At 73.1% G+C, this 22,917-nt stretch carries 21 protein-coding genes; 5 read left to right on the forward strand and 16 right to left on the reverse strand.

The genetic code is table 11. The features are described 5' to 3' along the window. On the forward strand, nt 1-1,716 hold a 1,716-nt coding region (locus BMH31_RS01750), incomplete at its 5' end, for a prolyl oligopeptidase family serine peptidase (RefSeq protein WP_099769550.1). A 19-nt stretch (nt 1,717-1,735) separates the two neighbouring features. Here BMH31_RS01750 and BMH31_RS01755 read toward each other — a convergent pair. The 11 genes from BMH31_RS01755 to BMH31_RS15300 all read right to left on the reverse strand — a co-directional run bounded on the left by BMH31_RS01755 (nt 1,736) and on the right by BMH31_RS15300 (nt 13,563). Then, complete coding sequence (locus tag BMH31_RS01755) at nt 1,736-3,373, reverse strand: helix-turn-helix domain-containing protein (protein ID WP_099747366.1); 1,638 nt, start codon at nt 3,371-3,373, stop codon at nt 1,736-1,738. 59 nt (nt 3,374-3,432) lie between these two features. Beyond that, nucleotides 3,433-4,551, reverse strand: a complete 1,119-nt coding sequence (menC, locus tag BMH31_RS01760; RefSeq protein WP_099723085.1) for an o-succinylbenzoate synthase — start codon at nt 4,549-4,551, stop codon at nt 3,433-3,435. Then, complete coding sequence (locus tag BMH31_RS01765; protein ID WP_143469777.1) at nt 4,548-5,372, reverse strand: GNAT family N-acetyltransferase; 825 nt, start codon at nt 5,370-5,372, stop codon at nt 4,548-4,550. The genes menC and BMH31_RS01765 overlap by 4 nt, the downstream gene beginning before the upstream one ends. Continuing rightward, the gene (locus BMH31_RS01770; RefSeq protein ID WP_241898091.1) at nt 5,365-6,582 is read right to left on the reverse strand and encodes a M20 family metallopeptidase; all 1,218 of its coding nucleotides are present in this window, start codon (nt 6,580-6,582) and stop codon (nt 5,365-5,367) included. Before BMH31_RS01770 ends, BMH31_RS01765 begins: the two co-directional genes overlap by 8 nt. Before the next feature lie 135 nt (nt 6,583-6,717). Continuing rightward, nucleotides 6,718-7,440: a VIT1/CCC1 transporter family protein gene (locus BMH31_RS01775; RefSeq protein WP_099723083.1), complete on the reverse strand. Its 723-nt coding sequence runs from the start codon at nt 7,438-7,440 to the stop codon at nt 6,718-6,720. Nucleotides 7,441-7,606: 166 nt separating this feature from the next. Continuing rightward, nucleotides 7,607-8,371 carry an ABC transporter ATP-binding protein gene (locus BMH31_RS01780; protein ID WP_241898096.1) on the reverse strand — a complete coding sequence of 255 codons (765 nt, stop codon included), beginning with the start codon at nt 8,369-8,371 and terminating at the stop codon, nt 7,607-7,609. A gap of 86 nt (nt 8,372-8,457) precedes the next feature. Next, nucleotides 8,458-9,558, reverse strand: coding sequence for an iron chelate uptake ABC transporter family permease subunit (locus BMH31_RS01785; protein WP_099723080.1), 1,101 nt, complete (start codon nt 9,556-9,558; stop codon nt 8,458-8,460). Beyond that, nucleotides 9,555-10,619, reverse strand: a complete 1,065-nt coding sequence (locus BMH31_RS01790; protein ID WP_099723078.1) for an iron chelate uptake ABC transporter family permease subunit — start codon at nt 10,617-10,619, stop codon at nt 9,555-9,557. The genes BMH31_RS01785 and BMH31_RS01790 overlap by 4 nt, the downstream gene beginning before the upstream one ends. After that, nucleotides 10,616-11,548, reverse strand: a complete 933-nt coding sequence (locus BMH31_RS01795; RefSeq protein WP_099723077.1) for a siderophore-interacting protein — start codon at nt 11,546-11,548, stop codon at nt 10,616-10,618. The genes BMH31_RS01790 and BMH31_RS01795 overlap by 4 nt, the downstream gene beginning before the upstream one ends. 8 nt (nt 11,549-11,556) lie before the next feature. Beyond that, nucleotides 11,557-12,615 carry an iron-siderophore ABC transporter substrate-binding protein gene (locus BMH31_RS01800; RefSeq protein WP_099723076.1) on the reverse strand — a complete coding sequence of 353 codons (1,059 nt, stop codon included), beginning with the start codon at nt 12,613-12,615 and terminating at the stop codon, nt 11,557-11,559. Nucleotides 12,616-12,750: 135 nt separating this feature from the next. Continuing rightward, entirely contained in the window at nt 12,751-13,563 is an 813-nt protein-coding gene (locus tag BMH31_RS15300; RefSeq protein ID WP_158234962.1) for an AraC family transcriptional regulator, read from the reverse strand. A 100-nt stretch (nt 13,564-13,663) separates the two neighbouring features. Between BMH31_RS15300 and BMH31_RS01815 the strand changes: the two genes are divergently transcribed. Both BMH31_RS01815 and BMH31_RS01820 read left to right on the forward strand, forming a co-directional pair. Next, entirely contained in the window at nt 13,664-15,337 is a 1,674-nt protein-coding gene (locus BMH31_RS01815; RefSeq protein WP_099723072.1) for an ABC transporter ATP-binding protein, read from the forward strand. Next, the gene (locus BMH31_RS01820) at nt 15,337-17,067 is read left to right on the forward strand and encodes an ABC transporter ATP-binding protein (RefSeq protein ID WP_099723071.1); all 1,731 of its coding nucleotides are present in this window, start codon (nt 15,337-15,339) and stop codon (nt 17,065-17,067) included. Before BMH31_RS01815 ends, BMH31_RS01820 begins: the two co-directional genes overlap by 1 nt. Here the strand turns inward: BMH31_RS01820 and BMH31_RS01825 are convergent. After that, the gene (locus tag BMH31_RS01825; RefSeq protein WP_099723069.1) at nt 17,064-19,034 is read right to left on the reverse strand and encodes an ABC-F family ATP-binding cassette domain-containing protein; all 1,971 of its coding nucleotides are present in this window, start codon (nt 19,032-19,034) and stop codon (nt 17,064-17,066) included. The genes BMH31_RS01820 and BMH31_RS01825 overlap by 4 nt on opposite strands. A gap of 322 nt (nt 19,035-19,356) precedes the next feature. Between BMH31_RS01825 and BMH31_RS01830 the strand changes: the two genes are divergently transcribed. Further along, a complete protein-coding gene (locus BMH31_RS01830; protein ID WP_099723067.1) occupies nt 19,357-19,866 on the forward strand; it encodes an SRPBCC domain-containing protein in 510 nt (169 codons plus the stop codon). 179 nt (nt 19,867-20,045) lie between these two features. On the opposite strand, the gene BMH31_RS01835 is transcribed toward BMH31_RS01830, so the two are convergent. Then, a complete protein-coding gene (locus BMH31_RS01835; RefSeq protein WP_099723066.1) occupies nt 20,046-20,537 on the reverse strand; it encodes a GNAT family N-acetyltransferase in 492 nt (163 codons plus the stop codon). Further along, entirely contained in the window at nt 20,527-20,847 is a 321-nt protein-coding gene (locus BMH31_RS01840; RefSeq protein WP_099750266.1) for a hypothetical protein, read from the reverse strand. The genes BMH31_RS01835 and BMH31_RS01840 overlap by 11 nt, the downstream gene beginning before the upstream one ends. Nucleotides 20,848-20,895: 48 nt before the next feature. Here BMH31_RS01840 and BMH31_RS01845 point away from each other — a divergent pair, with 48 nt between their 5' ends. Then, a complete protein-coding gene (locus BMH31_RS01845) occupies nt 20,896-21,357 on the forward strand; it encodes an ASCH domain-containing protein (protein ID WP_099723062.1) in 462 nt (153 codons plus the stop codon). Nucleotides 21,358-21,405: 48 nt separating this feature from the next. On the opposite strand, the gene BMH31_RS15640 is transcribed toward BMH31_RS01845, so the two are convergent. Then, nucleotides 21,406-21,606 (reverse strand): hypothetical protein, encoded by a 201-nt coding sequence (locus tag BMH31_RS15640; protein WP_241898092.1) that lies wholly within the window; start codon nt 21,604-21,606, stop codon nt 21,406-21,408. 154 nt (nt 21,607-21,760) lie between these two features. Next, entirely contained in the window at nt 21,761-22,816 is a 1,056-nt protein-coding gene (locus tag BMH31_RS01855) for an LLM class flavin-dependent oxidoreductase (protein ID WP_099723061.1), read from the reverse strand. Nucleotides 22,817-22,917: the final 101 nt, after the last annotated feature.

A 22,917-nucleotide genomic window follows, 5' to 3' on the forward strand; every position in this document is an offset into this window, starting at 1 on the left:
CCCCCCACCCTGTCCTGGCTCGCGCCCTCGCCCGACGGGCGGCTGCTCGCGCTCGGCGTCTGCACCGACGGCAGCGAGCACCACCGGATCCGCATCGTCGACGTCGGGACCGGCACGGAGCGCGCCGACTCCCCGCCGCAGACCCTGCACAGCGCCTGGGCCGGGGGCGTGAGCTGGTGGCCCGACAGTCGCGGATTCTCCTTCTTCGCGCTCACCGGCCGACCCGAGGACTTCGCACAGGCCGTGTTCGAGCACCGCATCGGCGGCGGCACGCGGATCGAGGACGTACCGATTCCCGAGGGGTCGCGCGAGTACACCCGTCTGCAGTACTCGGCCGATGGCCGACGGGTCGTCGCGAGCCACCGGCTCGGCAGCCCCGCGCCGGTCGCCGTGCGCGCGCTCGACACCCCGGGCGCGCCCTGGCGGCCGTTCGTCACGGGCCTCCCGCTCGGCCCCGGGGGCACGGTCGCCGGCCACATCGTGGGCGGCGCCTACATCGCGGTCACCGACGTCGACGCCCCGCGGGGGCGCGTCGTCGCGATCCCGCTCGATGCGGAGCACCCCGACGATCCGAGCACCTGGATCGAGCTCGTGCCGCAGGACGACACCGTGCTGCGCGCGATCACTCCGGTGGGCGACCGCCTCCTGCTGCACGGCTTCGACCGCACGGTCGCGTTCGTGCGGATCCTCGGGCTCGACGGACGCGAGCTGCCCGGCGAGCCGAGGCGGGTACCGCTGCCCGGCGAGGGCGCGATCGGATCCCCGTTCTTCGCCCTCACCGCGCTGGCGGCGACTCCGCCCGCGAGCGAGCGGGACGGATACGTCTTCGCGTTCTCCACGCTCACCACCTCGTGGGGCGTGTACCGATATCTGCCGGCGAGCGGCACGCTCGAGACGCTGCGGGCGCCCGGGATCGAGCTCGATGCGACGGTCGAATTCGCCCACGCGACCGCGCTCGACGGCACCGCGATCCCCTTCCACGTGGTGCGTCCGGCGGGCGCCGATCCGTCGACGCCCGCGCCCGTGCTCGTCTCCGCCTACGGCGCCGCCAACGTGCCGCTGCTCCCGCAGTACCAGGGCGATCTCGCCGCGTTCGTCGCGGCCGGAGGTACGCTCGTGCAGGCCTATCTGCGGGGCGGCGGCGAACTCGGCAGCGACTGGTTCCGTGGCGCGCACCGCGAGCGCCGGCACGTGCGCGACGGCGATCTCGTCGCCGTCGCCGAGCACCTGCTCGCGGTCGGGATCGCGGCGCAGGGCGGGCTCGCGCTCACCGGAGGATCCGACGGCGGGCTCATGTGCGGAGTCGCCGTGACGACCCGCCCGGACCTCTGGCGGGCGGTGCTGCCTCGGGCGCCCCTGCTCGACCTCATCGGCGGGATCCGCGATCCCTATCTCGAGTTCGTGATCCGCAAGGCGTGGGGTGATCCCGACGTCGCCGCGGACGTGCGGCGCCTCGCGGGCAACTCGCCGTACGAGCTCGTCGAGCCCGCGCGGTTCCCCGCGGTGTACGTGCAGGCCGGGGCCACCGATCCCCGCTGCCCGCCCTGGCAGGCGCGCAAGTTCGTCGCGAGGATGCAGGCGGCGCAGCGCGGGGAGGCGCCGATCCTGCTGCACGTGTTCGAGAACGCCGGGCACGGCGCCGCGACGAGCCCCGAGGTGCTCGCCCAGCAGGATGCCGAGTGGCTGGCGGTGCTCCTCGGCGAGCTGGGGATCTGAGCGCCGAGCGGCGGCCGGTTCAGCGGTCCGCGGCGAGGGCGAGCAGGCGCAGCTGCAGCATCGCGGCGAAGCGCGCGTCCGGGTCGTCGAGGTCGATGAGCCCCACCTCGGTGACGCGGCGCAGCCGGTATCGGAACGTGTTGGTGTGCACGTACATCGCGGCCGAGGCCGCGGCGACGTCGCCGAACGCGTCGAGCCAGGCGCGGAGCGTGTCGACGAGCGCGCTCTGGTGCTCCTCGTCGTAGGCGGCGAGCCGGGCGATGGCGCCCGACGGGAGGTCCTTGGCGGGCACGGGGAGCTCGAGCAGCAGCGCCTCGGCGTGCACGTCGTCGAAGCGCACGACCGGCCCGGCGCGATGGGATCCGGACGCCGCCCGCAGCACGCGCAGCGCGCGGTCCGCGCCCGAACGGGATCGGGCGAGCTCGGCTCCGTCGCGGGCCACGCGGCCGATCCCGACGACGGGCTGCTGAGCGGAGCGCACCCGGGTGAGGAACTCGGTCGCCAGGCGCACCGCCGATTCGTCGTCGCCGCTCGGGAGCACGCCGTAGGCGACGTCGCCGATCAGACCCGTCACGGCCCGCGGGTGCGCGAACGCCAGGTGCACCGCGAACGCGTCGGCGACCCGCTTGCGCTCGGCCGCGAGCAGCGCGGGGGAGACGCGGTCGGCCGAGATCCGATCGGGCGCGGCCGGAGCCGCGTCGACGAGGGTGAGGGCCAGCACGACCATCGCCTCGTCGCGCAGGCCGAGCCGGTGCAGGGTCTCGGGCGCGTCGGTCCCGCCGTCGAGCGCGGTGCGCAGCAGCCCCGCGCGCCTGCGGCGCTCGGCATCGGCGTCGGTACGCTGCCACACCATGTGCATGGCGACGAGCTTCGCCGCGTCGTGCAGCGCCTGCAGGTGCTCCTCGCTGAGCGGCTCGGCGGTGCTCACCCAGATCGTGCCGAGCACCTCCTCGCCCGCGCGGACCGCGAGCACGGTGCGCGCGTCGATCTCGGCGACCAGCTCCGAGACGAGCACCGGCTGCTCGCTGCGCGAGACCTCCTGGAACAGGCCGCGCTCCTCGAGGATCCGGGTGTACTGCGGCGGCACCGCCTGCACGGGCCCGCGGCCGTCGGGGCCGTCTTGGCGGGCGGAGTAAGCGACGAGACGCGAGTTGCGATCCTCGATCGTGACGGGGAACCCGAGCAGCGCCGCGATCGCGTTCGCGACCGCGAACAGGTCGCCGGCGAGGATCCCGCCGAAAGTGACGGGCCGGGCGTCGTCGGGGTCACCCGGGGTCATGAGCGCGCGCAGCAGACCGGCGAGGTGCGCCCAGGCGGTGCCGCGGGTGAGCGACAACACGGCGACGCCCGACTCCGCCGCGGCCGCGGTCACCTCGGGCGAGGCGACGAACGGCGCGCGGACCACGAGCGCGACCGCGCCGCTCAGGCCGAGCCGGGGCAGCATCCGTACCGCGTCGCCGGCGTCGCGCACGCCGACGCCGAGCACGAGCGCACCGCGCGGCGACTCCGGCTCGTCGAGCGGGTCGTGGATCACGATCGCCTCGACGGTGCGCTCGGTGATCTCCCCGGCGACGACGTCGAGCAGTGTCGTGCCGAACTCCTCGAGCACGCGCGTCAGGCTCGTCTGCGGCCGATGGGTCGCCGGTCGTCCGGTCATCTCGCCCTCCAGATCAGCCCTGCGCGGGTGCGGCTCGTCGCGTGCTCAGCAGCCAGAGGCTAGCAGGGCAGGCGATCCCGTCGCACGGTGAACCGGTCGAGCACCTCGGGGATCGGGGTGACGCCGAGGCCGGGCCCGGTCGGCACGGCGATGCGCCCCCGCTCGAGACGGAACGGCTCGGTGAGGTCCGTCGCGAAGTAGCGCTCCGAGGCGGAGGTGTCGCCCGGAAGCAGGAAGCCGGGGAGCGCGGCGAGGGCCACGTTCGCAGCCCGGCCGATCCCCGTCTCGAGCATGCCGCCGCACCAGACGGGCACGTCGTGCGCCGAGCACAGATCGTGGATCCGGCGCGCCTCGAGGTAGCCGCCGACGCGGCCGGGCTTGATGTTGACGATGCGGACGGCGCCGAGCTCGATCGCGGTGGCCGCAGCCCGCGCGGAGGTGATCGATTCATCGAGGCAGATGGGGGTCGTGATCTCGCGGGCGAGCGCCGCGTGGCCGAGCAGATCGTCGGCGGGCAGCGGCTGCTCGAGCAGCGTGAGGTCGAACGCGTCGAGCTTCGCGAGCAGGCGCGCGTCGCTGCGGCGGTAGGCGGCGTTCGCGTCGACCTGCAGGTCGATGTCGCCGAAGCGCTCGCGCACGGCGCGCACGGGATCCAGGTCCCAGCCCGGCTCGATCTTGAGCTTGATGCGGACGTAGCCCGCGTCGAGCGATGCCGCGACCGTGTCGAGCAGCTGATCGATCGTGTCGGTGATGCCGAGCGAGACGCCGCACGGCACCGACTCCCGCACCGCGCCGAGCGCCGAGGCGAACGAGACGCCCCGGGCGCGCAACTGCGCGTCGAGGATCGCGGTCTCGAGCGCCGACTTCGCGAGCCGGTGCTCTTTGAACGGGGCGAGCGCGGGGGCGACCCGGTGCGCGTCGAACGCGTCGCCGAGATCGCGCTGCGCCTTGCGCAGCGCCGGGACGAAGAAGTCCCGGATCACGGCTGCGGCGCCCTCCGTGTACTCCGACGAGTAGAGCGGGGCCTCGCTGGCACCGCACTCTCCCCAGCCCTCGGCCTCGTCGGTCTCGGCGCGCACCACGAGCACCTGGCGCACCGTCTCGGTGCCGAACGAGGTGCGGAACGGGGTCACGAGCGGCATCTCGACGACGCGGGTCTCGAACGCTGCGAGCTTCATGGGGTCTCCTGCTTCTCTGCGGGGGTCTGAGCGGCCGCCGGCGGAGCGGTCGATGCGGCCGCCGGGATGACCAGGTAGTGCCCGTCGCGGGCGAACCCGATCACGGCGGCACCGGCCGCCATGCGCGCGCCGAGTTCGCGGCGCAGATCGAGCCGCCACTCGGCGGCGCGCAGCGGGTCGTCGAGCCGGAGCGCCTCGACATCGGCGGGCACCGGGATCCGGATCGCGCCCGGCGGAAGCGTGACGACCCGCTCGCTGTACGTGGGCAGTGGGCGGTCGAGATGCCAGCGGACGAGCAGCCGGTCGCTCGCGTCGCCGCGGTTCACGTCGTCGTCCATCTGGCCGTAGAAGTCGGTGAGGTACTCGACCGGCTCCGCCCCCAGCTTCGCCAGGTTGAACACGGCGTTGCGGCGGATCAGGGGATCGAAGGTCCAGGTCATGCTGCGCATGCCGCGCCCGAGCGCCCACGCGCGCTGCCGCAGTTTGAGCGCGAGCCCGATGCTGCGCCCCTGCGCGCTCGCCGTCACCCCCGCGATATGGCTGTGGAAGTTCGCGGTGTCGGGCGGCGAGCAGAACCCGAAGCAGGCGCCGAGCAGTTCGTCGCCGTCGAACGCGCCGAACACCGGGTTGCCCGACTTCGCGAGCGCGCGCAGCAGATCGGCCGTGACCGGGGTGCCGGCGGGCCCGGTGCGCCAGACGGCCTCGTAGAGGCGCTGCACCGCCGTGAGCGACCGCATGTCGTCGAGCTCGCGGATCGCGATGCCCGAGCGCTGCTCGGCGAGGCGGGCATCGGCCTCGGGGCGAGGCGCGTCGCTACGCACGGTCGATCCGTTCGCCGGGCCCGGTGCCGGCGGCGCCGGTTTCCGTATCGGTGCCGGTTCCGGTTCCGGCGCCGGTTCCGGTGTCGACGAGCAGTTCGGCGACGAGCGCCGAGAGCAGCCGCGCCCGGGGTTCGAGCTCGGACACGATCACGTGCTCGTCGTCCGCGTGCGCGCCGCCGCCGACGGCGCCGAGCCCGTCGAGGGTGGGCGTGCCGACCCCCGCGGTGAAGTTGCCGTCGGACGCGCCGCCCACGGCGATCGACTCGAGCGGGCCGAGGCCGAGCTCGTCGGCGATCCGACTGATGCGCGCGAACAGCGCCCGGGACGACCGGAGGTCGAGCGGCGGGCGGTTCACTCCGCCGAGCACCTCGACGGAGGCACCGGGCAGATGGGCCGCGAGCGCGCCGATCTCGGCGTGCACGCGCTGCTGCTCGGCGGCGGAGGTCGCGCGCACGTCGACGGCGAAGTGCCCGCGCGCGGGCACGGTGTTCGACGTGGTCCCGGCCTCGGCGCGGGTCATGGTGACGGTCGTCCCGATCCCGGGCGCCCCGATCCCCGCGACCGCCTGCACCTGATGCGCCAGTTCGAGGGTCGCGTTGACACCCCGCTCGGGTTCGAGGCCCGCGTGCGCGGCGCGGCCCCGTACATGCACCTCGTATCGCGAGACGCCCTTGCGCTCCGTCTTCAGCGCGCCCCCGGGGGCGGCGGCCTCGAGCACGAGGGCGGCGGCGCAGCCTCGCGCCTCGTCCTCGATGAGCGCGCGCGAGGTCGGGGATCCGGGCTCCTCGTCGCCCGTGATGAGCAGGGAGACCCCGTCGGGGGACGGGAGCGCGGCGATGGCGTGGAACGCCATGACGATCCCGGCCTTCATGTCGAAGGACCCCGGGCCGGTGAGCCGACCGTCGCGGACCTCCGCCGGGTGCGCGGGCAGGGAGCCGACGGGCCAGACGGTGTCGTGGTGGCCGAGCAGCAGCACGCGGGGGGTGCCGCCGAAGCGCCAGCGCAGGTGGGTGACCCCGTCGATCTCGATCCGTTCGGCGCGGCGGCCGAGCAAGCGGGAGCCGAGGCCGTCCACGGCGTCGGCGCTGCGCGCGACCGCGGCGAGGTCGTCGGAGGGCGACTCGCAGCGGACCAGCTCGAGCACCTCGTCGGTCATCGTTGCGACGTCGAGGAGCCCGTCGCGCAGGACGGGTGCTGGGCGTGCGGGCATCGGTGCTCCTCGGATCGTGAACGCGGTGCCACCATCCTGCTGAGCATCGAGCGCGTTCGTTCCGTCCGGAGGTCCGAAAAAGCGGGGTCGGGTTGGGTGGAGGCGATGAACGCGCCGCGCGCGGAGCCCTCGGGACTACCCGATCGAGGAGACGCCGAGCGCGGTGCCGACGGCGTAGGTGACGGCGACCGCGATGCCGCCGAACAGCAGTTGGCGCAGGGCCCCGAGCGCCCGGTTCTTGCGGGTGAACGAGGCCGCGAGCCCGCCGGCGAGCAGCAGGCCGGCGCCGCCGAAGGCGAGGCCGCTCCACAGCGTGCCGAATCCGAAGAGGAACGGCAGGATCGGGATCAGCGCACCGATGCTGAATGCGATGAACGACGAGATCGCCGCGACCCACGGCGACGGCTTCTCCTCCGGGTGCAGCCCGAGCTCGTGCGCGAGGTGCACGCGCAGCGCCCGCTCGTGATCGCCGTGCACCTGCGACGCCGCCTGCTTCGCGGTCGGCTCGTCCATGCCGAGCCCGGCGAACAGCGCGGCGAGCTCCGCCTCCTCGCCGACGGGGTTGCGCTCGAGCGCGGCGCGTTCGGTCAGCACCTCCGCGTCGAGCTGCTCGTTCTGGGTGCGCACCGAGGTGAACTCGCCGAGGGCCATCGAGATCGCGCCCGCGATGAGGCCCGAGATGCCGGTGATCGCGACGATGCCCGGCGCGGCGCCGGCGGCGGCGATGCCGGTGATGAGTCCGAGGTTCGAGACGAGCCCGTCCATCGCGCCGAACACGGAGGCGCGCAGCCAGCCCGACGAGACGTCGGCGTGGCTGTGGTCGTAGTCGTGCGGACGTGAGATATCGACGTCTGACATGGCTCCTCATCGGGGATTCTCGGGCGGGGACGGTCAACCGTAACAAGCCTCGCGAGAGAGTGAGAACCCCCAATTCAGGGGCTGCCGAGCCGGATCCTCGACTTCGTCCAGACGTAATCCGAGGTCCGTCGCGACTGCCCGGTCCCGGCCCCGGGACGGCCTCGGTTCAGGCTGCTGCGCGCCGCTCGGCGGCCGCCGCGAGCCCGCGCCGCGCGATCACCATGGGCGCCCCGGTCTCGGGGTCCGGTTCGACCCGGCAGGGCAGCCCGTAGACCTCCTCGACGAGATCCGAGGTGAGCACCTCGGCGGGCGCGCCCGATGCGACGACCTCGCCCTCGCGCATCACCACGAGGTTGCTCGCGTAGCGCGCGGCCTGGTTGAGGTCGTGCAGCACGACGACGATCGTCCGTCCGTGCGCGGCCCGCAGCCGCTCGAACAGCTCGAGCAGGGCGTACTGATGGGCGATGTCGAGGTAGGTGGTCGGCTCGTCGAGCAGGAGCAGCGGGGTCTCCTGAGCGAGCGCCATGGCGAGCCAGACGCGCTGGCGCTGCCCGCCGGAGAGTTCGTCGACGAGCCGGCCGGACAGTTCGGTGGTGCCGGTCGCGTCGAGCGCGCGGACCACCGCGGCCTCATCGGCCGCCGACCAGCGATCGAAGAGTCGCTGGTGCGGGTGCCTGCCGCGCGCGATGAGGTCGGCGACGCGGATTCCCTCGGGCGCGATCGAGGTCTGGGGGAGAAGCCCGAGACGTCGAGCCAGTTCCTTTGCGGGCAGGTCGAGGATCTCGCGCCCGTCCAGTAGCACGGAGCCGCTCTCGCGCGGGAGGATCCGGGCGAGCGCGCGGAGCAGGGTCGACTTGCCGCACGCGTTCGGCCCGATCACCGCGGTGAAGGAGCCGTCACGGATCGACAGATCGACCCCGGTGCAGATCATCCGGCCGTCGTAGCCCACGGTGAGGCCGGCGGCGGTGAGCGCATTCGCTCCGTCGGGCGCGTGCAGCGGGTCCGGTTCGCGGTTCTTCATCTTCTCCTCCGGAATTCATCGGCCAGCAGCCAGGCCAGGTAGACGCCGCCGAGCGACGCGGTGATCACGCCGACGGGGAACCCGAGGCGCTGCGCGAGGGTGTCCGAGGCGAGCAGCACGAGGGCGCCGGCGAGCGCCGACGGGATGAGCTGCAGCCCGGATCCGCGGGTGAGCCGGTGCGCGATCTGCGGGGCCGCGAGCGCGACGAAGGCGATGGGCCCGGCCGCGGCCGTCACGAGCGCGGTGAGCGCGACGCCGAGGATCACGGCGCCGACCCGGGCGAGCCCGACGCGGGTGCCGAGCGCCCGCGCCGCGTCGTCGCCCAGTTCGAGCTGGCGCAGCGGCGTCGCGAGCGCGGCGACGCCGATGAGCAGCACCGCGAGCACGAGCACCATCGGCAGCAGCTGCGCCGTGCCGAGCCCGTTGAGGGATCCCGCCGACCACACCGCTCCGAGCATCGCAGTCTCGGAATCGACGAAGATCATGAGGGCCGAGTTCACGGACGAGAGCAGCGCGGCGACGCCGATCCCCATGATGATGAGGCGGAACGGCTGCAGGGTGCCGCGGCGCAGGGCGAGCAGGTAGACGCAGGCGGCGGTGACGCCGCCCCCGATGAGGGATCCGGCTGCGACATCGAGGTAGCGGGTGGATCCGAGCGCGAGCATCACGATGATCGCGCCGGTGTAGGAGCCGGCGGAGAACCCGATCACGTCGGGGGATCCGAGGGGGTTGCGCGTGAGCGACTGGAAGATCGCGCCGGAGATGGCGAGCGCCGCACCGGCGGCCACGGCGAAGAGCGCGCGGGGCAGGCGCCAGCCGAGCACGAGCAGTCTCGACTGCGGGTCGCCGGTGCCGAGGAACGCGCCGATCACCCGATCGGGCGACAGCGGCACGGTGCCGATCCCGAGAGCGACGACGCCGAGCACCAGGACCCCGAGCAGCAGGGCTGCGCACACGGTGAGGGTGCGTGCGGGCACGACGCCCGAGAAGCGTCCGCGGCGCAGCGCGATGGCGCGGTAGCCGCGATCCGGGTTCGCCTTCGCGTGCCGCCGCACGGTCGACGGGTACCCCCGGTGGATGGTCCGTCCGAGCGTCACAGTCCGCTCACCGTCCTCCGGCGTGCGAGCAGGATCAGCACGGGTGCGCCGACGATGGCCGTGACGAGTCCGACGCGGAGCTCGCCGCTCGGCAGGATAATCCGCCCCAGGACGTCCGAGACCAGCAGCAGGATCGCCGATACCACCAGGGTGTAGAGGAAGATCCAACGCTGGTCTGGCCCCACGAACCAGCGCACGGCGTGCGGCACCATGAGGCCGACGAACGCGATCGGTCCGGCGACCGCGGTCGCGGTTCCGGCGAGCAGCGTGACCGCGACGATCACGACCACCCGGACGCGGGCCGTTCGAACGCCGAGTGCGGCGCCGAGCTCATCCCCGAGGGCGAGCGCGTTGAGGGATCGTGCGGTCGCGAGGCCGAGCACAGCGCCGACCACGAGGAACGGTGCGAAGGACAGCACCGTCTCGAGGTCGCGCCCGCCGATCGATCCGACACCCCAGAACCGCAGATCGTCGAAGGTCCTCCGATTCGCGAGGGTCAGCGCGGTCGTGGCCCCGCCGAGCGCCGCGCTGATCGCGACGCCCGCGAGCGTGAGCTTCGCCGGGGTCGCCCGGGTGCCGCCGATGGAGCCGAGCAGGTACACGACGATCGTGACGATGCCGGCTCCGGCGAGGGCGAACCAGACGTACCCGAGGGGCTCGGTGACACCGAGGAGGCCGACCGCGAGGGTGACGGCGAAGGTGGCGCCGGCGTTCACGCCGAGGATCCCGGGGTCGGCCAGCGGATTGCGCGTGAACGACTGGATCAGGGCGCCGCAGAGCCCGAGCGCCGGTCCGACCGCGAGGCCGGTGATAGTGCGGGGGATCCGGAGCTCGCGCACCATCACGTGCTCGTCGTTCGCGGGGTCGAAGGCGAACACCGCGTCCCAGATCGTGCCCGACGCGATGCCGCGAGCACCGACTCCGATGCTCAAGAACACGCAGGCGACGAGCACCGCGATGGCGATCAGCAGTCCGGCGGTGCGCGCGGCGTTGCCGCGCGCGAGTCCTCCCGGGGCCTCGCGCGCGGCCGACGCCTCGGCGGTGATCGGGTGCGTGGTCACAGCTCGGCGGCCTCGAAGAGGCGGGAGACGTCGTCGATGATGTCCTCGATGTCCCGGTCGCTGTCGTAGAGCGCCTGGATCTTCGCGTCGAACTCGGGACCCTGGGCCGCGTAGCGCGCCTCCCACTCCTCACCGCGCTCGGTCCAGTACCCGATGCACTTGTACGCGTCGGCCGGGAGCCCGAGCTCGTGGCGCAGGTGCTTGCGCGCCTCGCGGGTGAGCCTGGCTTCGCCGGCGACCCAGACGTAGACGTCGGGCCCGGCGGCGACCTTGCGGAGCGCGGGGACGAGGGCGCTCGGCGCGTGCCCGTTGCCCGTGCCGCGTACCCAGACGATGCGCACGTCGACCCCCGCCGGCAGCTCGGGCAGGAGCTCGTGCTCGGCGCTGCGCACCTCAGCGATGATGGTCGTGGCGACCGATCCCGCGGTGAGCTCTGCGATGCGGAGCGCCGCGGGCAGCGCCGGTTCGTCGGCGACGAGCAGCTGGTGGGTGGCGTGCGTCGGCCGCTCGTAGAGCGCCGTCGGCGGGTTGAGGGCGATGGCCTGGCCGGGGCTCGCCTGCTTCGCCCATTCCGCGGCGATGCCGCCGTCGTGCAGGACGAAGTCGATGTCGATCTCTCCCGGTCGACGATCCCGGATCGTGTAGGTGCGCATCTCCATCGGTTCGACCCCCTCCGGGTAGCTCCAGCCGCGGCCGTCGACGGCCGGCATCCGGAGTTCGTCGTCGGGTGCGTCGGGGAAGAACAGACGGACGTACTCGTCGCCGATCCCGGTGGTCGGGTAGTCGCGGAGGTCGTCGCCGGCGAAGGTGACGCGAGACATGCCCGGGCCGAGCACGCGCACGGCGGTGACCTCGGCCCGGTGGACGCGCGGGACGTAGACCTCGGGGGCCGCCTCGGGGACGCCGGTCGCGCGGGCGTTCGAACGCATCGCGGGCCTTACGGCTTCGCCGGACGCACGACCGAGCCGCCCTGGGTGGCCTTCGAGAGCTCATCGACGAAGCCCGCGTCGATCGCCCAGGGGATGCTGAGCACCGTCGGACCGTTGGTCGCCATGCCCATCGTCTCGTCCTCGATGAAGTAGAAGCGGCCGTCGGCGATCGGGGTCCAGCGCGAGAACACCGGGTTCGCGAGCGTCGCCTTCGTTTCGGACGCGGAGCGCGACCAGCCGACGAAGAGGTCGGTCTTGATCTCGCCGAGCTTCTCGAGGCTGACGGCGCCGTAGAAGTCGTCGCTGCCGATGTTGCCGAGTGCCTTGCCGAGATCGGGGGAGTCGACGAGTCCGAATTCGCGGAGGAACGCGACGCGCGGGTCCTTCGAGATGTAGAGGCCGAGCTCGGTGGAGCCCTCGGGCAGGGTGAGCCCGTAGAGGAAGTCGGTGCCCCGCAGCTTGGGGTGGGCCTGTACGGCCGCGTCGATCCGGTCCTCGGTCTGCGCGATGAGCTTCTCGCCCAGCGCCTTCTCGCCGAGCGCGGTCGCGACGGTGCGGGTGAGCTCCTCCCAGGAGCCCGAGGTCCAGGGGCGTTCGGCGTAGGCGACGGTCGGCGCGATCTCGCTGAGCCGCTGGTACTGGGTCTCGGTGACGCCCGAGTGCGGTGCGAGGATCAGGTCGGGCTGCAGCGAGAGGATCTGCTCGAAGTCGGGATCCTCCCCCTCTTTGAGCACCGTCGGCAGGTCGGCCTTCAGCACCTCGGTCACCTGCTTCCGGAACCAGGGGGTGAAGCCGTCCTTGTCGCCGCCCCACGCGGAGGGCACGCCGACCGGTGCGGTGCCCAGCGCCGCGACGATGTCCTCGGTCATCCAGCCGATCGTGACGATGCGCTTCGGCTTCGCCGGGATCTCGGTCTTGCCGTGCACGTGCTCGATGGTGACCGGGAAGCCCGCGCCGCCCGTCGTGTCCGCCGCGGGTTCGGAGGAGCCCCCGCCCGCGCAAGCGGAGAGAGCGAGCACTGCGGCGAGCAGCGCTGCGATGGGGGCGGATCGGCGGAGCCAGGACATGGAGGCACCTTTTCGTTTCGAACGGACACGGAAGGTAGGGAAGGCTACCCTAATCAAGATCCGATGTTAGCGATCCGTCGTTGCGGGGTCCGGACACGCTTCGTCGCGCACCAGACAGCGGTGCTCCGTGCGACGTCAGATCGCGCCGGACGGTGCGAACTCGCGCGGGGTCTCGCGCATCACCCGCTTGAACGCGGCGGTGAACGCGCTGTTCGTCGCGTAGCCCACCCGACGGGCGACCACGCCCACCGGAAGCCCTTCGTCGAGCAGCTGCGCGGCGCGGGCCAGCCGGGCGGCGGTGCGCCACTGGCTGAAGGTCAGGCCCGTCTCGGCCCGGAATCCGCGCGCGATCGTCCGGGCGCTCTGCGCCGTGAGCGTCGCCCACTGCTCGATCGAGCGGTCGTCCGCCGGATCCCGCATGATCGCCGCGGCGATGCTCGCGATGCGCGGGTCGCGGGGGAGCGGCAATTGCACGGTCGGACGGGTCTCGGCGGTCACGAGGTCCATGCACACGGACTGCGCCCGCAATCGCTGATCCCGCGGCATCGCGGTCGCCGCGAGGTGGATCAGCAGGTGGCGCAGCGCCGCGTTCACGGCCACCGGTCCGACCGTCCCGACCTCCCGCGGCCAGGCCTCCGCGAGGATGTAGCTCGCCCACAACGTCGAACTCGCGTCGCGGCCGGCGGCGTGCGGAGTGCCTGCGGGCACCCAGAGCCCCTGGCCGAGCGCCAGACGCCAGGTGCGGCCCGACACCTGCACATCGGCGATGCCGCGTTCCGGCCAGAGCACCGTGTGCTCGTCGTGCAGGTGCTCCTCCTCGCGGCAGCCGTCGGAATCGTCGAGGTAGCGGTACCCGAGCGCCCGGGTGGTGAGCAGGAACCCCTCGGGCACGATGCGGCGGTGCGCGGGCACATCGGAGCCGGCTGCGGCGTCGGGCGGTCTCTGCACGCTCGTCCTTTCCTCGGGCTGGTGACTCAGCCTAGCGATGTCCGATTCGAAACACAGCCTGTCGCGCGGTCCGAACCCCGCGACACTACGGTGGGGGCCGATGAACGAGTCGAACAGTCCACCGGAGCATCTCCGGATCCGCGCGATGCTGCGCCTCGCCCTGCTGCGCGAGGGACGCGGAACCCGCCTGGCCTGGAGCGCCGTCGGCCTCATGGTGCACCAGGCGTGCGAGACCGCCGTGCCGGTACTCATCGGGGTGATCGTGGACCGGGCGATCGAACCGAACGACCCGGTCGCCCTCCTCGTCTGGCTCGCGGTGCTCGGCGGCGTCTTCGCCGTGCTGACGACCAGCTACCAGAGCGCCTCCCTTGGCATGGTGCGCGTCTACGGACGCGGGGAGCATGCGCTGCGCCAGCTCGCCGTCGCGCGCGTGCTGCATCCGCATCGGATCAGGCGGCGACGCGCCGACGGCGAAGTGCTCTCCATCGTCACGAGCGACACCTACCGGGTCGCCGGAGTCGCGTGGAGCATCGTCCAGCAGGCGGCGACCATCGCGGCCGTGCTGGTGTCCTCGGGGGTGCTCATCGCGATCTCGGTGCCGCTGGGGCTCGGCGTGCTGCTCGGCGCGGCCCTCGTGCTCATTGTGATGCAGGCGCTCGCGCGCCCGCTCGAGCGCATCGGCATGGCGGAGCAGGCCTCGGTCGCCCGGGCCAGCGAGGTCGCCGCCGACACCCTCGCGGGGCTGCGCACGGTCCACGGGCTCGGAGCCCAGCACGAGGCCGTGATGCGCTACGGGGCTGCGAGCGAAGCATCGCGGCGCGGTGCGGTCGCGGCGGCGCGCATGCTGCTGACCTACCAGGCGGTCAGTGGGGCCGTGTCGGTCGCCTATCTCGCGGCGCTCGCGCTCGCGGCGGCCTGGCTGGCGGCCCAGGGGCGGATCACCCCGGGGCAGCTCGTCACCGTCGTGGGGCTCGCCCAGTTCCTGCAGGCGGCGCTCGATCACGTCGGTACGTTCGGGGCGAACTGGGCGCACAAGCGGGCCTCGACGAAGCGCCTCCACGCGCTCGTCGCCGAGCCGTACGCGCTGCCGGCGGCGCACGACACGCTCGGCGCGGACCCGGCTGACGATGCGCACTGCGCGGATCCGGCCGCGGCGGAGCCCCTCCGGTGGCACCCGGCGGAGGGAGCCCCGCTCGTCCTCCCGTCCGGATCCGGGCTCGTCGGGCTCCGCGTGCGCACGGCCGCCGCCGCGCGGGACGCCTCCGACCGGCTGGGCTTCCGCCGTCCCCCTCGACCCGGCGAGCTGCGGGCCGGCGGGGACGACGCGCTCGCGCTCGGCCCCCACCGGTACTCGGCCCGGATCGTCGCTCCGCCCCACGACGCGGTGCTGTTCAGCGGGTCGCTCCGCGACAACGTGTCGTGCGGCGGGACGGTGGATCCCGAGCTCGTGCGCGCCGCGGCGCTCGAGGACGTCGTGGAGCAGCTCGGCGGGCTCGACGGCGACGTCGGCGAGCGGGGAGCGCGGTTGTCGGGCGGGCAGCGGCAGCGCGTGCTCCTCGCCCGCGCATTGCACGCGGGCGGCGACGCCGTGGTGCTCGACGAACCGACCACCTCTCTCGACCCCGTGACCGAGCAGCGCGTCGCCGAGCGTCTCGCGGAGCTCGGCAGGCCGATCCTGGTGATCACCGGGAGCCGGGGGCTCCTCGACGCCTGCGCGACCGTGCTCGATCCGGACGGCCCGGAACGCCCGGAGCGCGCGGGAGCGTCGCGGTGATGCGCGCGCTTCCGGTGGCCTCCGCGCGCGAGACCGCCCGGGCGTCGATGGGACTGCTGCTCCGGGATCCCTGGCGGCTCGCCGCCGCGACGCTCCTGCTCGCCGCAGGCGCGGCGGCCGGCCTGCTCGTGCCCTGGCTGCTCGGTTCGCTCGTCGACGCGGTGATCGGCGGGCGCGACCCCGGCGAACTGGCGTTGCGCTGCGCCGCCCTGCTCGGATCCGGTGCGGTCGCGGCCGCGCTCGAGTGGGGCGGTGGAATCCTGCTCGTGGGGTGCCTGCAGCGGGCACTCGCCCGGTTGCGCGAAGACGTGTTCGCCGCAGCGCTCTCGATCGACCTCGGCCGGGTGGAGGAGGCCGGGAGCGGCGACATCGTCGCCCGGGTGACCGGCGATGTGGAGGCCGTGACCGACGCCGTCTCCGGGGTGCTCCCGAGATTCCTGCAGGCCGGATTCACCATCGTGCTGACCGCCGTCGGGCTGACCGCGGTGGACCCGTGGCTCGCGCTCGGCGCGCTTCTCGCGGTGCCGATCCAGGTCTGGATCACGGTCCGCTTCCTGCGCCGATCGCGCCCGATCTACACGCGGCTGCGGCGGGAGGAAGCGCTGCGCGGGCAGGTGATCATCGACTCCGTGTCCGGCGCCGACACGGTGCGCGCGCACCGCCTGCAGCGGGATCGACTCGGCCGGATCTCGGAGGCCAGCCTGCGCGCGGTCGAGACGCAGCGGGACGCGGCGCGGGCGCGCAACCGATTCGTCGGCGGGCTGAACCTCGCGGAGTTCGTGGGGCTCGGCGCGGTGCTCGCGATCGGGTTCGTACGGGCGGGCGCCGGGGCCCTCTCGATCGGCGGTGTCACCGCCGGCGCGCTGTTCTTCCACCGGCTCTTCGGGCCGATCGGTGGGCTGCTCGGCAGCATCGACGATCTGCAGCGGGCCCTCGCCGGGCTCGAACGCCTCGTCGGCGTGCGGCAGCTCGCCGGCATGCGCGCCGAAGCGGAGACGCATCCCGTCGAGGACGCCACGATCCGTATCGAGTCCGCGTCCTACCGCTACCCGGGGGCCCGGGCCGACGCGCTCCGCGGGATCAGCCTCGAGATCGCCGCGGGATCGACCCTGGCGCTCGTCGGCGCCTCGGGCTCGGGCAAATCGACCCTCGGACGGCTCATCGCTGGGATCGGCGCTCCCGGATCCGGGACGGTCCGGGTGGGAGGAGCGCCGGCCGAGACCGCCTCGCTCCCGGGCCGCGGGGGATCCGCCGCCCGGCCCGCCGTGCTGCTCGTGACGCAGGAATCGCATCTGTTCGGGGGCACCGTGGCCGACAATCTCCGGCTGGCCGATCCCGGCGCCGATGACGGGCAGCTCGCCGCCGCGCTGCGTCGGGTCGGCCGGGATCCCGGGACGCTGCCGGACGGCCTCGGGACCGTCCCCGAGCCGGACCACCTGCTGCTCCAGCAGATCGCGCTGGCTCGGGTGCTGCTCGCGGATCCGGCCGTCGTGGTGCTCGACGAGGCGACCGCCCACGCGGGGCCGGACGGGGTGCTCGAGGACGCCCTGCGCGAGGTGGGCCGCGGCCGAACGTCGATCGTGATCGCGCACCGGCTGACCCAGGCGCTCGACGCGGATCGGGTTGCGGTGCTCGAGGGCGGGGCGCTCGTCGAATGCGCCCCGCCCTCCGAGCTCCTCGACCGCTCAGACGGGCACTTCGCGCGCCTGTGGCGCGCCTGGAGCGGTTAGCGGGACGGGCGAAGTGCCGTGGCCGCCTCCTCGCCCTCGGGCACCACCGTGAGCGTGTCGCCGATCCACTGCGAGCGCATCCAGCGGTCGTGCGACGCGATCACGAGCGTGCCGGCGAAATCGGCGAGCGCCGCCTCCAGCTCCTCCACCAGGGTGAGCGAGAGGTGGTTCGTCGGCTCGTCGAGCAGCAGCAGCTCGGGCGGATCGATCAGCAGGGCGGCGAGCGCCACGCGGCGGCGCTGCCCGACGCTGAGCGCGCCGATGGGGCGGTCGACGTCGCGCGGGGCGAGCAGACCGCTCTCGGCGAGCGGGCGCTCGTCGGCGTGGCGACGGCCCACGAGCGCGGCGTAGGTGTCGGCCGCACTGCGCTCCGTGCGCTTGAACCGCACCTCCTGCGGCAGCCAGCCGTACCGCATGCCCTCGGCGCGCTCGAGCTCGCCCGAGGTGGGTTCGAGCTGCCCCGCGAGGATCGTGAGCAGCGTCGATTTTCCGGCGCCGTTCGGGCCGAGCAGCAGCAGTCGGCCACCGCGCTCCACCTCGAATGACACGGGGGCGAGCCGGCCGGCGAACCCGATGCGATCGACGCGCAGCGCCGGTTCGTCCTCGTGGCGGAGCGCCGTCGGGGTGGCGAGCACCGGCGCCGGGATCCCCGAGAAGCGCAGCGGCTCCGGCGGACGGCGGACGCGATTGCGCTGCAGCTCGGCGAGCCGACCGCGCGCGTTGCGTGCGCGCCGGGAGGTGACTCGCGCGTCCTTATCGGCGTAGAACTTGCGCGAGATGCGCGACTCCGACTTCGACTCGGACTTGTTGTTCACCTCGTGGGCGCCGACCGCGACCTCGTGCGCGAGCGCGGCGAGCTCCGACTGCTCGGCCGCGTAGCGCTCGCGCCAGCGCCGCAGCTCGGCTGCGCGCTCGACGCGCGCCGCCGAGAAGCCGACGCCCCAGACGCGGGTACCGAGCCCGGATCCCGGATCCTCGGTGTCGTCGGCCTCGAGCATCTCGTGCTCGGCCGCGGTGCGCAGCGGACCCGCGAAGGGGCCCGCCGCGTCCACCCCGATACCGGTCGAGCGCGCGTCGGCGAGCACGGCCGCGGGCACGGGGCTCGCGTCGAGGTCGATCATGCGCGTCGTGATCGCGTCGAGCAGCGCGCGGTCGTGGCTCGCGACGACGACGATGCCCGGCCAGTCGGCGAGCACCCGTTCGAGGTACGCGGCGGAGGCGTCGTCGAGGTGGTTCGACGGCTCGTCGAGCAGCAGGGTGTGCGGCGCCGAGAGCAGCAGGGCCGCGAGGCCCAGCCGCAGGCGCTGGCCGCCCGAGAGCTCGCCGATGGGCGTCGCCTCGGGGATCGCGCCGATCCCGAGCCCGTGCAGCACCTCGCCGCGCAGGGAGCCGGCCGACCAGGCGTCCGTGCGGGTCGCCTCGTCGACCGCGTCCGCGTAGTCGGCCGCAGCCGCGGTGTCGTCGGGATCCGCGGCGAGCGCCGTGGCGGCCCGCTCGATGCGGTCGAGCACGCCGAGGGCGCTGCGCTGGGCGTCGTCGACGACCCGCGCGACGGTGTCGTCGTCGGCGTAGGGCAGCTCCTGCGCGAGCCGGCCGACCGACCCCGCGTGGCGGACGAAACCGGTGTCGGGTTCGAGGTCGCCCGAGACGATCGAGAGCAGTGTGGACTTGCCGGTACCGTTCTCGCCGATCAGGCCGATGCGGTCGCCGGGCGTCGCGGTGAAGGTGAGGTCGGTGAGCACGCGGCGGTCGCCGAACGCCTTCGAGACGCCGGAGACGGCGAGGTGCGCGCCGGCGCCCACGTCGCGGGCGTCGTCCGCGCTGCGGTGCTGCACGGCCCGTGCGGCCGAGGTGGTGCTGGGCGCGGTGCTCCGCGGGCGTCCGGGTCCGGGCGAGCCGGAACCGCGTGCGGAGGTACTGGGAGTCGCCTGCGTGGCGACGGTCGTGGTCTGGATGGGTGCGGGCATGGGGTGCCTCTCGGAACGGATTCGAAAGGTTCCACCGGGCGTTGCCGAGGAGGGCCGGCGTCGGATCCCGATGCGGAGCGGAGCTCGAAGCGTGGTCGAGCACTGCCGCAGGGTGGTGACGACGAATGTCGTCGGCCCGAACGGGATCCGAATGCGCAGCGTGCTCGGCGCCTCAGGCGCGGAACAGGGCTGCGTCAGATCTCCATGCCCGAGAGGCTACCCGAAGTTCCGGCCGGACGGAACCCCCGATCCCGTATTCTGGAGCGCAGGAGCCCGCGACCCTTCGGGTCGACCCAGTGCGGGCCGGGCGGAGGGGCGCGCGATGAGCGTTGAAGCGACGGGCAGGATCCTGCGGACCGAGCGCGGACGGAATCTGGTGCTCGAGCGCTCGCTCGCGCAGTCGGTCGAGGAATCGTGGGATCGCATCACCGACCCCGAGCTGACGGCCGAGTGGTTCGGCGACTGGGACGGCGACGGACGCCAGGGCAGCACCGTGCGCGTGCGCATGGCGTTCGAATCGGGAGAGCCCGAGATCAAGGTCGGGATCCGCCTCTGCGATGCCCCGCATCGGCTCGTGCTGCAGACTTCGGGCGAGGACGGGGGCTGGCTGCTGGAGCTCCGCGTGCTCGCCGACGGCGACGACAGCGTGATCCACTTCGTGCACCACCTGGACGACGACGCCGACGTGGGAGATATCGGTCCCGGATGGGAGTATTATCTGGACTTGTTGGTTGCTGCGTGCGAAGGCACGGAGGAACCCATGTTCGACCACTACTTCCCCGCACTGCGCGAGGAGTACCTGGCCCGGGAAGCCCGGGCGGTCGAGATCTGAGCTCCGGTCGCGGGCCTGGTCGGGGGGACCCGGCCCGCGACCGGCTTTTTCGTGCGCGCGTGGTTTCGTGCGCGTGGTTCCGCGTACTGAGTGCGTCGCTTCGGAGATCCGCACGATTTCGGAGCCCCTCGGCGGTCCCGTCCGAACTCGTGCTGATCTCCGAAGCAGTGCTGCCGGGGTCAGTCGAGGGTGAGTCGGTACGGCTGCATCGGATAGCCCGCGGTCGGGTGCGGGGTCGCCTCGCCGTCGGGCACGAAGCCGTCGCGCAGGTAGAGTTCGATCGCGCGCGTGTTCGCGGAGCGCACCTCGAGCGTGACCGAACGGAAGCCCGCCGCCCGGGCGTGCGCGATCGCGTCCGCCAGGAGCGCGCCGCCGACCCCGCGCCCGGTCCCGCCCGGGTCCACCGCGAGGTAGTGCAGATATGCCTCCCCGGGGTCCGGGCGGCCCGACTCGAGCAGGGCGAACCCCGCGCGCGGCGAGGTCGCGACGGCGAAGCGGACGATCGGGTTGTCGAAGGCGACGCGCACGCGTTCGGCCATGGTCTCGGAGTCGACCGATCCGTCGCGGGCCGCGAGCGCGCGCACCCAGATCCCGGCGCAGCGTTCGACGTCGTCGGGCACCCGGCCCGCTCGGATCACGGGATGCGGATCCATCGGCGACTCAGCGCGCATCGGTCCGGGGAGGCTGCCGGTCGTGCGCGGTCTCGGACGCGAGGTCGAACTGCCGCTGGAGCATCGTGCGGATCCCCACGAGCACCAGCACCGCGAGCAGCGCACCGACACCGGTGAGGAAGGCGACGACGCCGAGCGTCGCCTGGAAGGGCTCGCCCTCGAAATAGCGACGGCTCGAAGTGCCGCCGAAGAGCATCAGGCCGAGCAGCAGGAGGAGGGGCGATGCGAAGGCGAGGACGGGCACGATGCCCGGCAGCGGGATCCGCGCAGTCCTCGGTGCAGCTGGTTCCGGAGTCGGTGCGTGCGTCATGGCGGCAGCCTACAGTTCCGGTGATGTCGGGCTCGCTAGCCTGGGAGCATGCCCGCACCCGTCTCCATCCCCGAATTCTGGATCCTCTGCCGCTCGGCCGTCGCCGGCCTGCCCGAGCAGCCGCCCATCGCGTGGCCGTTCGGCGCGACGACGGAGCACGCCGACGAACTGCTCGAGCTCGTGCTCGCAGGTACCAAGACCGGCACGGCGTCGTCGTTCTGGGACTACCAGGCCACGGAGGAACCGCTGCCCGCCGCGGGCGACCTCAGCATCATCCTCGACGGTGCGGGTGACCCGCGCGCGGTCATCGAGACGACCGACGTGCGCACGATCCCGTTCGACGAGGTCGATGCCGAGCACGCGCACGCCGAGGGCGAGGGGGATCGCACGCTCGCGCACTGGCGCGAAGTGCACGAGCGCTACTGGCGCGAGCACTCCGAGAACCCGCGGGGCTTCGAACCGGACATGCCGGTGGTCTGCGAGCGGTTCCGGCTGGTCTGGAGTCGCTGAGTCTGGCCGAACGGGCGATACCCGCTGGGCCCCCGCAGTTCGCTGCGGTCAGCCGTGGAGGATCGCCTGCACCGCCGCGGAGGCGAAGCGGCGGGCGAGAGCGCGCGCTTGCCACTCCTCGGTGAAGAACTCCTCGGGACGCACAGGCTCCCAGGGCGCGAGGTGCTCGCGGTTCCGTTCGGAGGCCGCCGAAAGTGCCGGTGCGTCCTCAGGGAGCATGACGCGCAGAGAGACATCCGGGACAATCATCCGCGATTCGAACATCGGTCGATGCTGCTTGACGTGTCGCTACTGGAAGCGTTCCGACCGACACCGAGATGACCCGTTCGCGGGTTATGAGCGCTCATTCCCCGCGAACGGGTCATCTCGACGATCGCGACCACAGCGCCCGGGTCTTGGCGGATCAGCCCCCGACGACGTCCCCCTGCACCGGGCCCTCGGTGTTCGGCTTCCAGCCGAGCGCGGGGGCGACGTGCTCGGCGAACGCCTGCAGCACGTGCAGGTTGTATTCGGGGCCGAGCTGGTTCGGGATCGTCAGCATGAGGGTGTCGGCGGCCATGACGGCCTCGTCGGCCCGCAGCTGCTCGATCAGCCGGTCGGGGGTGTCGGCATAGGTCTTGCCGAAGGTGGATCGGAAGTTGTCGATCACGCCGATCTGATCCTGGGATTCGCGGCCGCGCAGGCCGAAGTACATCTCGTCCTCCTCCGAGACGAGCGGGAACACGCTGCGGCTCACCGAGACGCGCGGGGCGCCCGAGTGGCCCGCCTCGCGGTACGCCTCGCGGAACCGGTCGATCTGCTCGCGCTGCAGCACGTCGAACGGCTGCCCGGTGGCCTCGGTCAGCAGGGTGGAGCTCATGAGGTTGAGCCCCTGGCGGCCGACCTGCTCGGCGGTGGCGCGGGATCCGGCGCCCCACCAGATGCGGTCGCGCAGGCCGGGGGAGTGCGGTTCGATCGCGAGCCGCCCTGGAGGGGCCATCTGCGGATCGCTGTCGACCAGGGCGTCGCCCTCGACGGCGCTGAGGAAGAGCTCGAACTTGTCGCGCGCGAGATCGGCACCGCGCGGATCCTCGGATCCCGTGTAGCCGAACGCCTCGTAGCCGCGCAGAGCGGTCTCGGGGGATCCCCGGCTCACGCCGAGCGCGAGCCGGCCGTCGGAGATGAGGTCGAGCGCGGCCGCCTCCTCGGCGAGGTACAGCGGGTTCTCGTAGCGCATGTCGATGACGCCGGTGCCGACCTCGATCCGCTTCGTGCGAGCGGCCATGGCCGTCAGCAGGGGGATCGGCGACGCTGCCTGGCGCGCGAAGTGATGCACCCGCACATAGGCGCCGTTCACGCCGATCTCGTCGGCGCCCTCGGCGATCTCGATGGTCTGCCGCAGCATGTCGCCCGCGGTGCGGGTGCGCGAGCCGGGCACGGGCGCGTAGTGCCCGAAGGACAGGAATCCGAATGCTCTCATGGTCGGTGCAACCTCCGTCGGAACAGATGTATTCCATTGAATATAACTGGCGCTCCGGCGCGCCGTCCATCCGTGGAAATCTCCCGGCGGACCGGCGGTCG

The organism is Leucobacter sp. OLIS6 (assembly GCF_002752355.1).
Classification (GTDB): Bacteria; Actinomycetota; Actinomycetes; order Actinomycetales; family Microbacteriaceae; genus Leucobacter.

What these genes read in the sequence shown, in the direction of transcription:
- BMH31_RS01820 (WP_099723071.1), top strand. Translation starts at nt 15,337, where the DNA reads ATGCGCGCGCTTCCGGTGGCCTCCGCGCGCGAGACCGCCCGGGCGTCG.
- BMH31_RS01775 (WP_099723083.1), bottom strand. Translation starts at nt 7,440, where the DNA reads ATGTCAGACGTCGATATCTCACGTCCGCACGACTACGACCACAGCCAC.
- BMH31_RS01830 (WP_099723067.1), top strand. Translation starts at nt 19,357, where the DNA reads ATGAGCGTTGAAGCGACGGGCAGGATCCTGCGGACCGAGCGCGGACGG.
- menC (WP_099723085.1), bottom strand. Translation starts at nt 4,551, where the DNA reads ATGAAGCTCGCAGCGTTCGAGACCCGCGTCGTCGAGATGCCGCTCGTG.
- BMH31_RS01795 (WP_099723077.1), bottom strand. Translation starts at nt 11,548, where the DNA reads ATGCGTTCGAACGCCCGCGCGACCGGCGTCCCCGAGGCGGCCCCCGAG.
- BMH31_RS01835 (WP_099723066.1), bottom strand. Translation starts at nt 20,537, where the DNA reads ATGCGCGCTGAGTCGCCGATGGATCCGCATCCCGTGATCCGAGCGGGC.
- BMH31_RS01825 (WP_099723069.1), bottom strand. Translation starts at nt 19,034, where the DNA reads ATGCCCGCACCCATCCAGACCACGACCGTCGCCACGCAGGCGACTCCC.
- BMH31_RS01815 (WP_099723072.1), top strand. Translation starts at nt 13,664, where the DNA reads ATGAACGAGTCGAACAGTCCACCGGAGCATCTCCGGATCCGCGCGATG.
- BMH31_RS01800 (WP_099723076.1), bottom strand. Translation starts at nt 12,615, where the DNA reads ATGTCCTGGCTCCGCCGATCCGCCCCCATCGCAGCGCTGCTCGCCGCA.
- BMH31_RS01770 (WP_241898091.1), bottom strand. Translation starts at nt 6,582, where the DNA reads ATGCCCGCACGCCCAGCACCCGTCCTGCGCGACGGGCTCCTCGACGTC.
- BMH31_RS01780 (WP_241898096.1), bottom strand. Translation starts at nt 8,371, where the DNA reads ATGATCTGCACCGGGGTCGATCTGTCGATCCGTGACGGCTCCTTCACC.
- BMH31_RS01755 (WP_099747366.1), bottom strand. Translation starts at nt 3,373, where the DNA reads ATGACCGGACGACCGGCGACCCATCGGCCGCAGACGAGCCTGACGCGC.
- BMH31_RS01845 (WP_099723062.1), top strand. Translation starts at nt 20,896, where the DNA reads ATGCCCGCACCCGTCTCCATCCCCGAATTCTGGATCCTCTGCCGCTCG.
- BMH31_RS01855 (WP_099723061.1), bottom strand. Translation starts at nt 22,816, where the DNA reads ATGAGAGCATTCGGATTCCTGTCCTTCGGGCACTACGCGCCCGTGCCC.
- BMH31_RS01840 (WP_099750266.1), bottom strand. Translation starts at nt 20,847, where the DNA reads ATGACGCACGCACCGACTCCGGAACCAGCTGCACCGAGGACTGCGCGG.
- BMH31_RS15640 (WP_241898092.1), bottom strand. Translation starts at nt 21,606, where the DNA reads ATGATTGTCCCGGATGTCTCTCTGCGCGTCATGCTCCCTGAGGACGCA.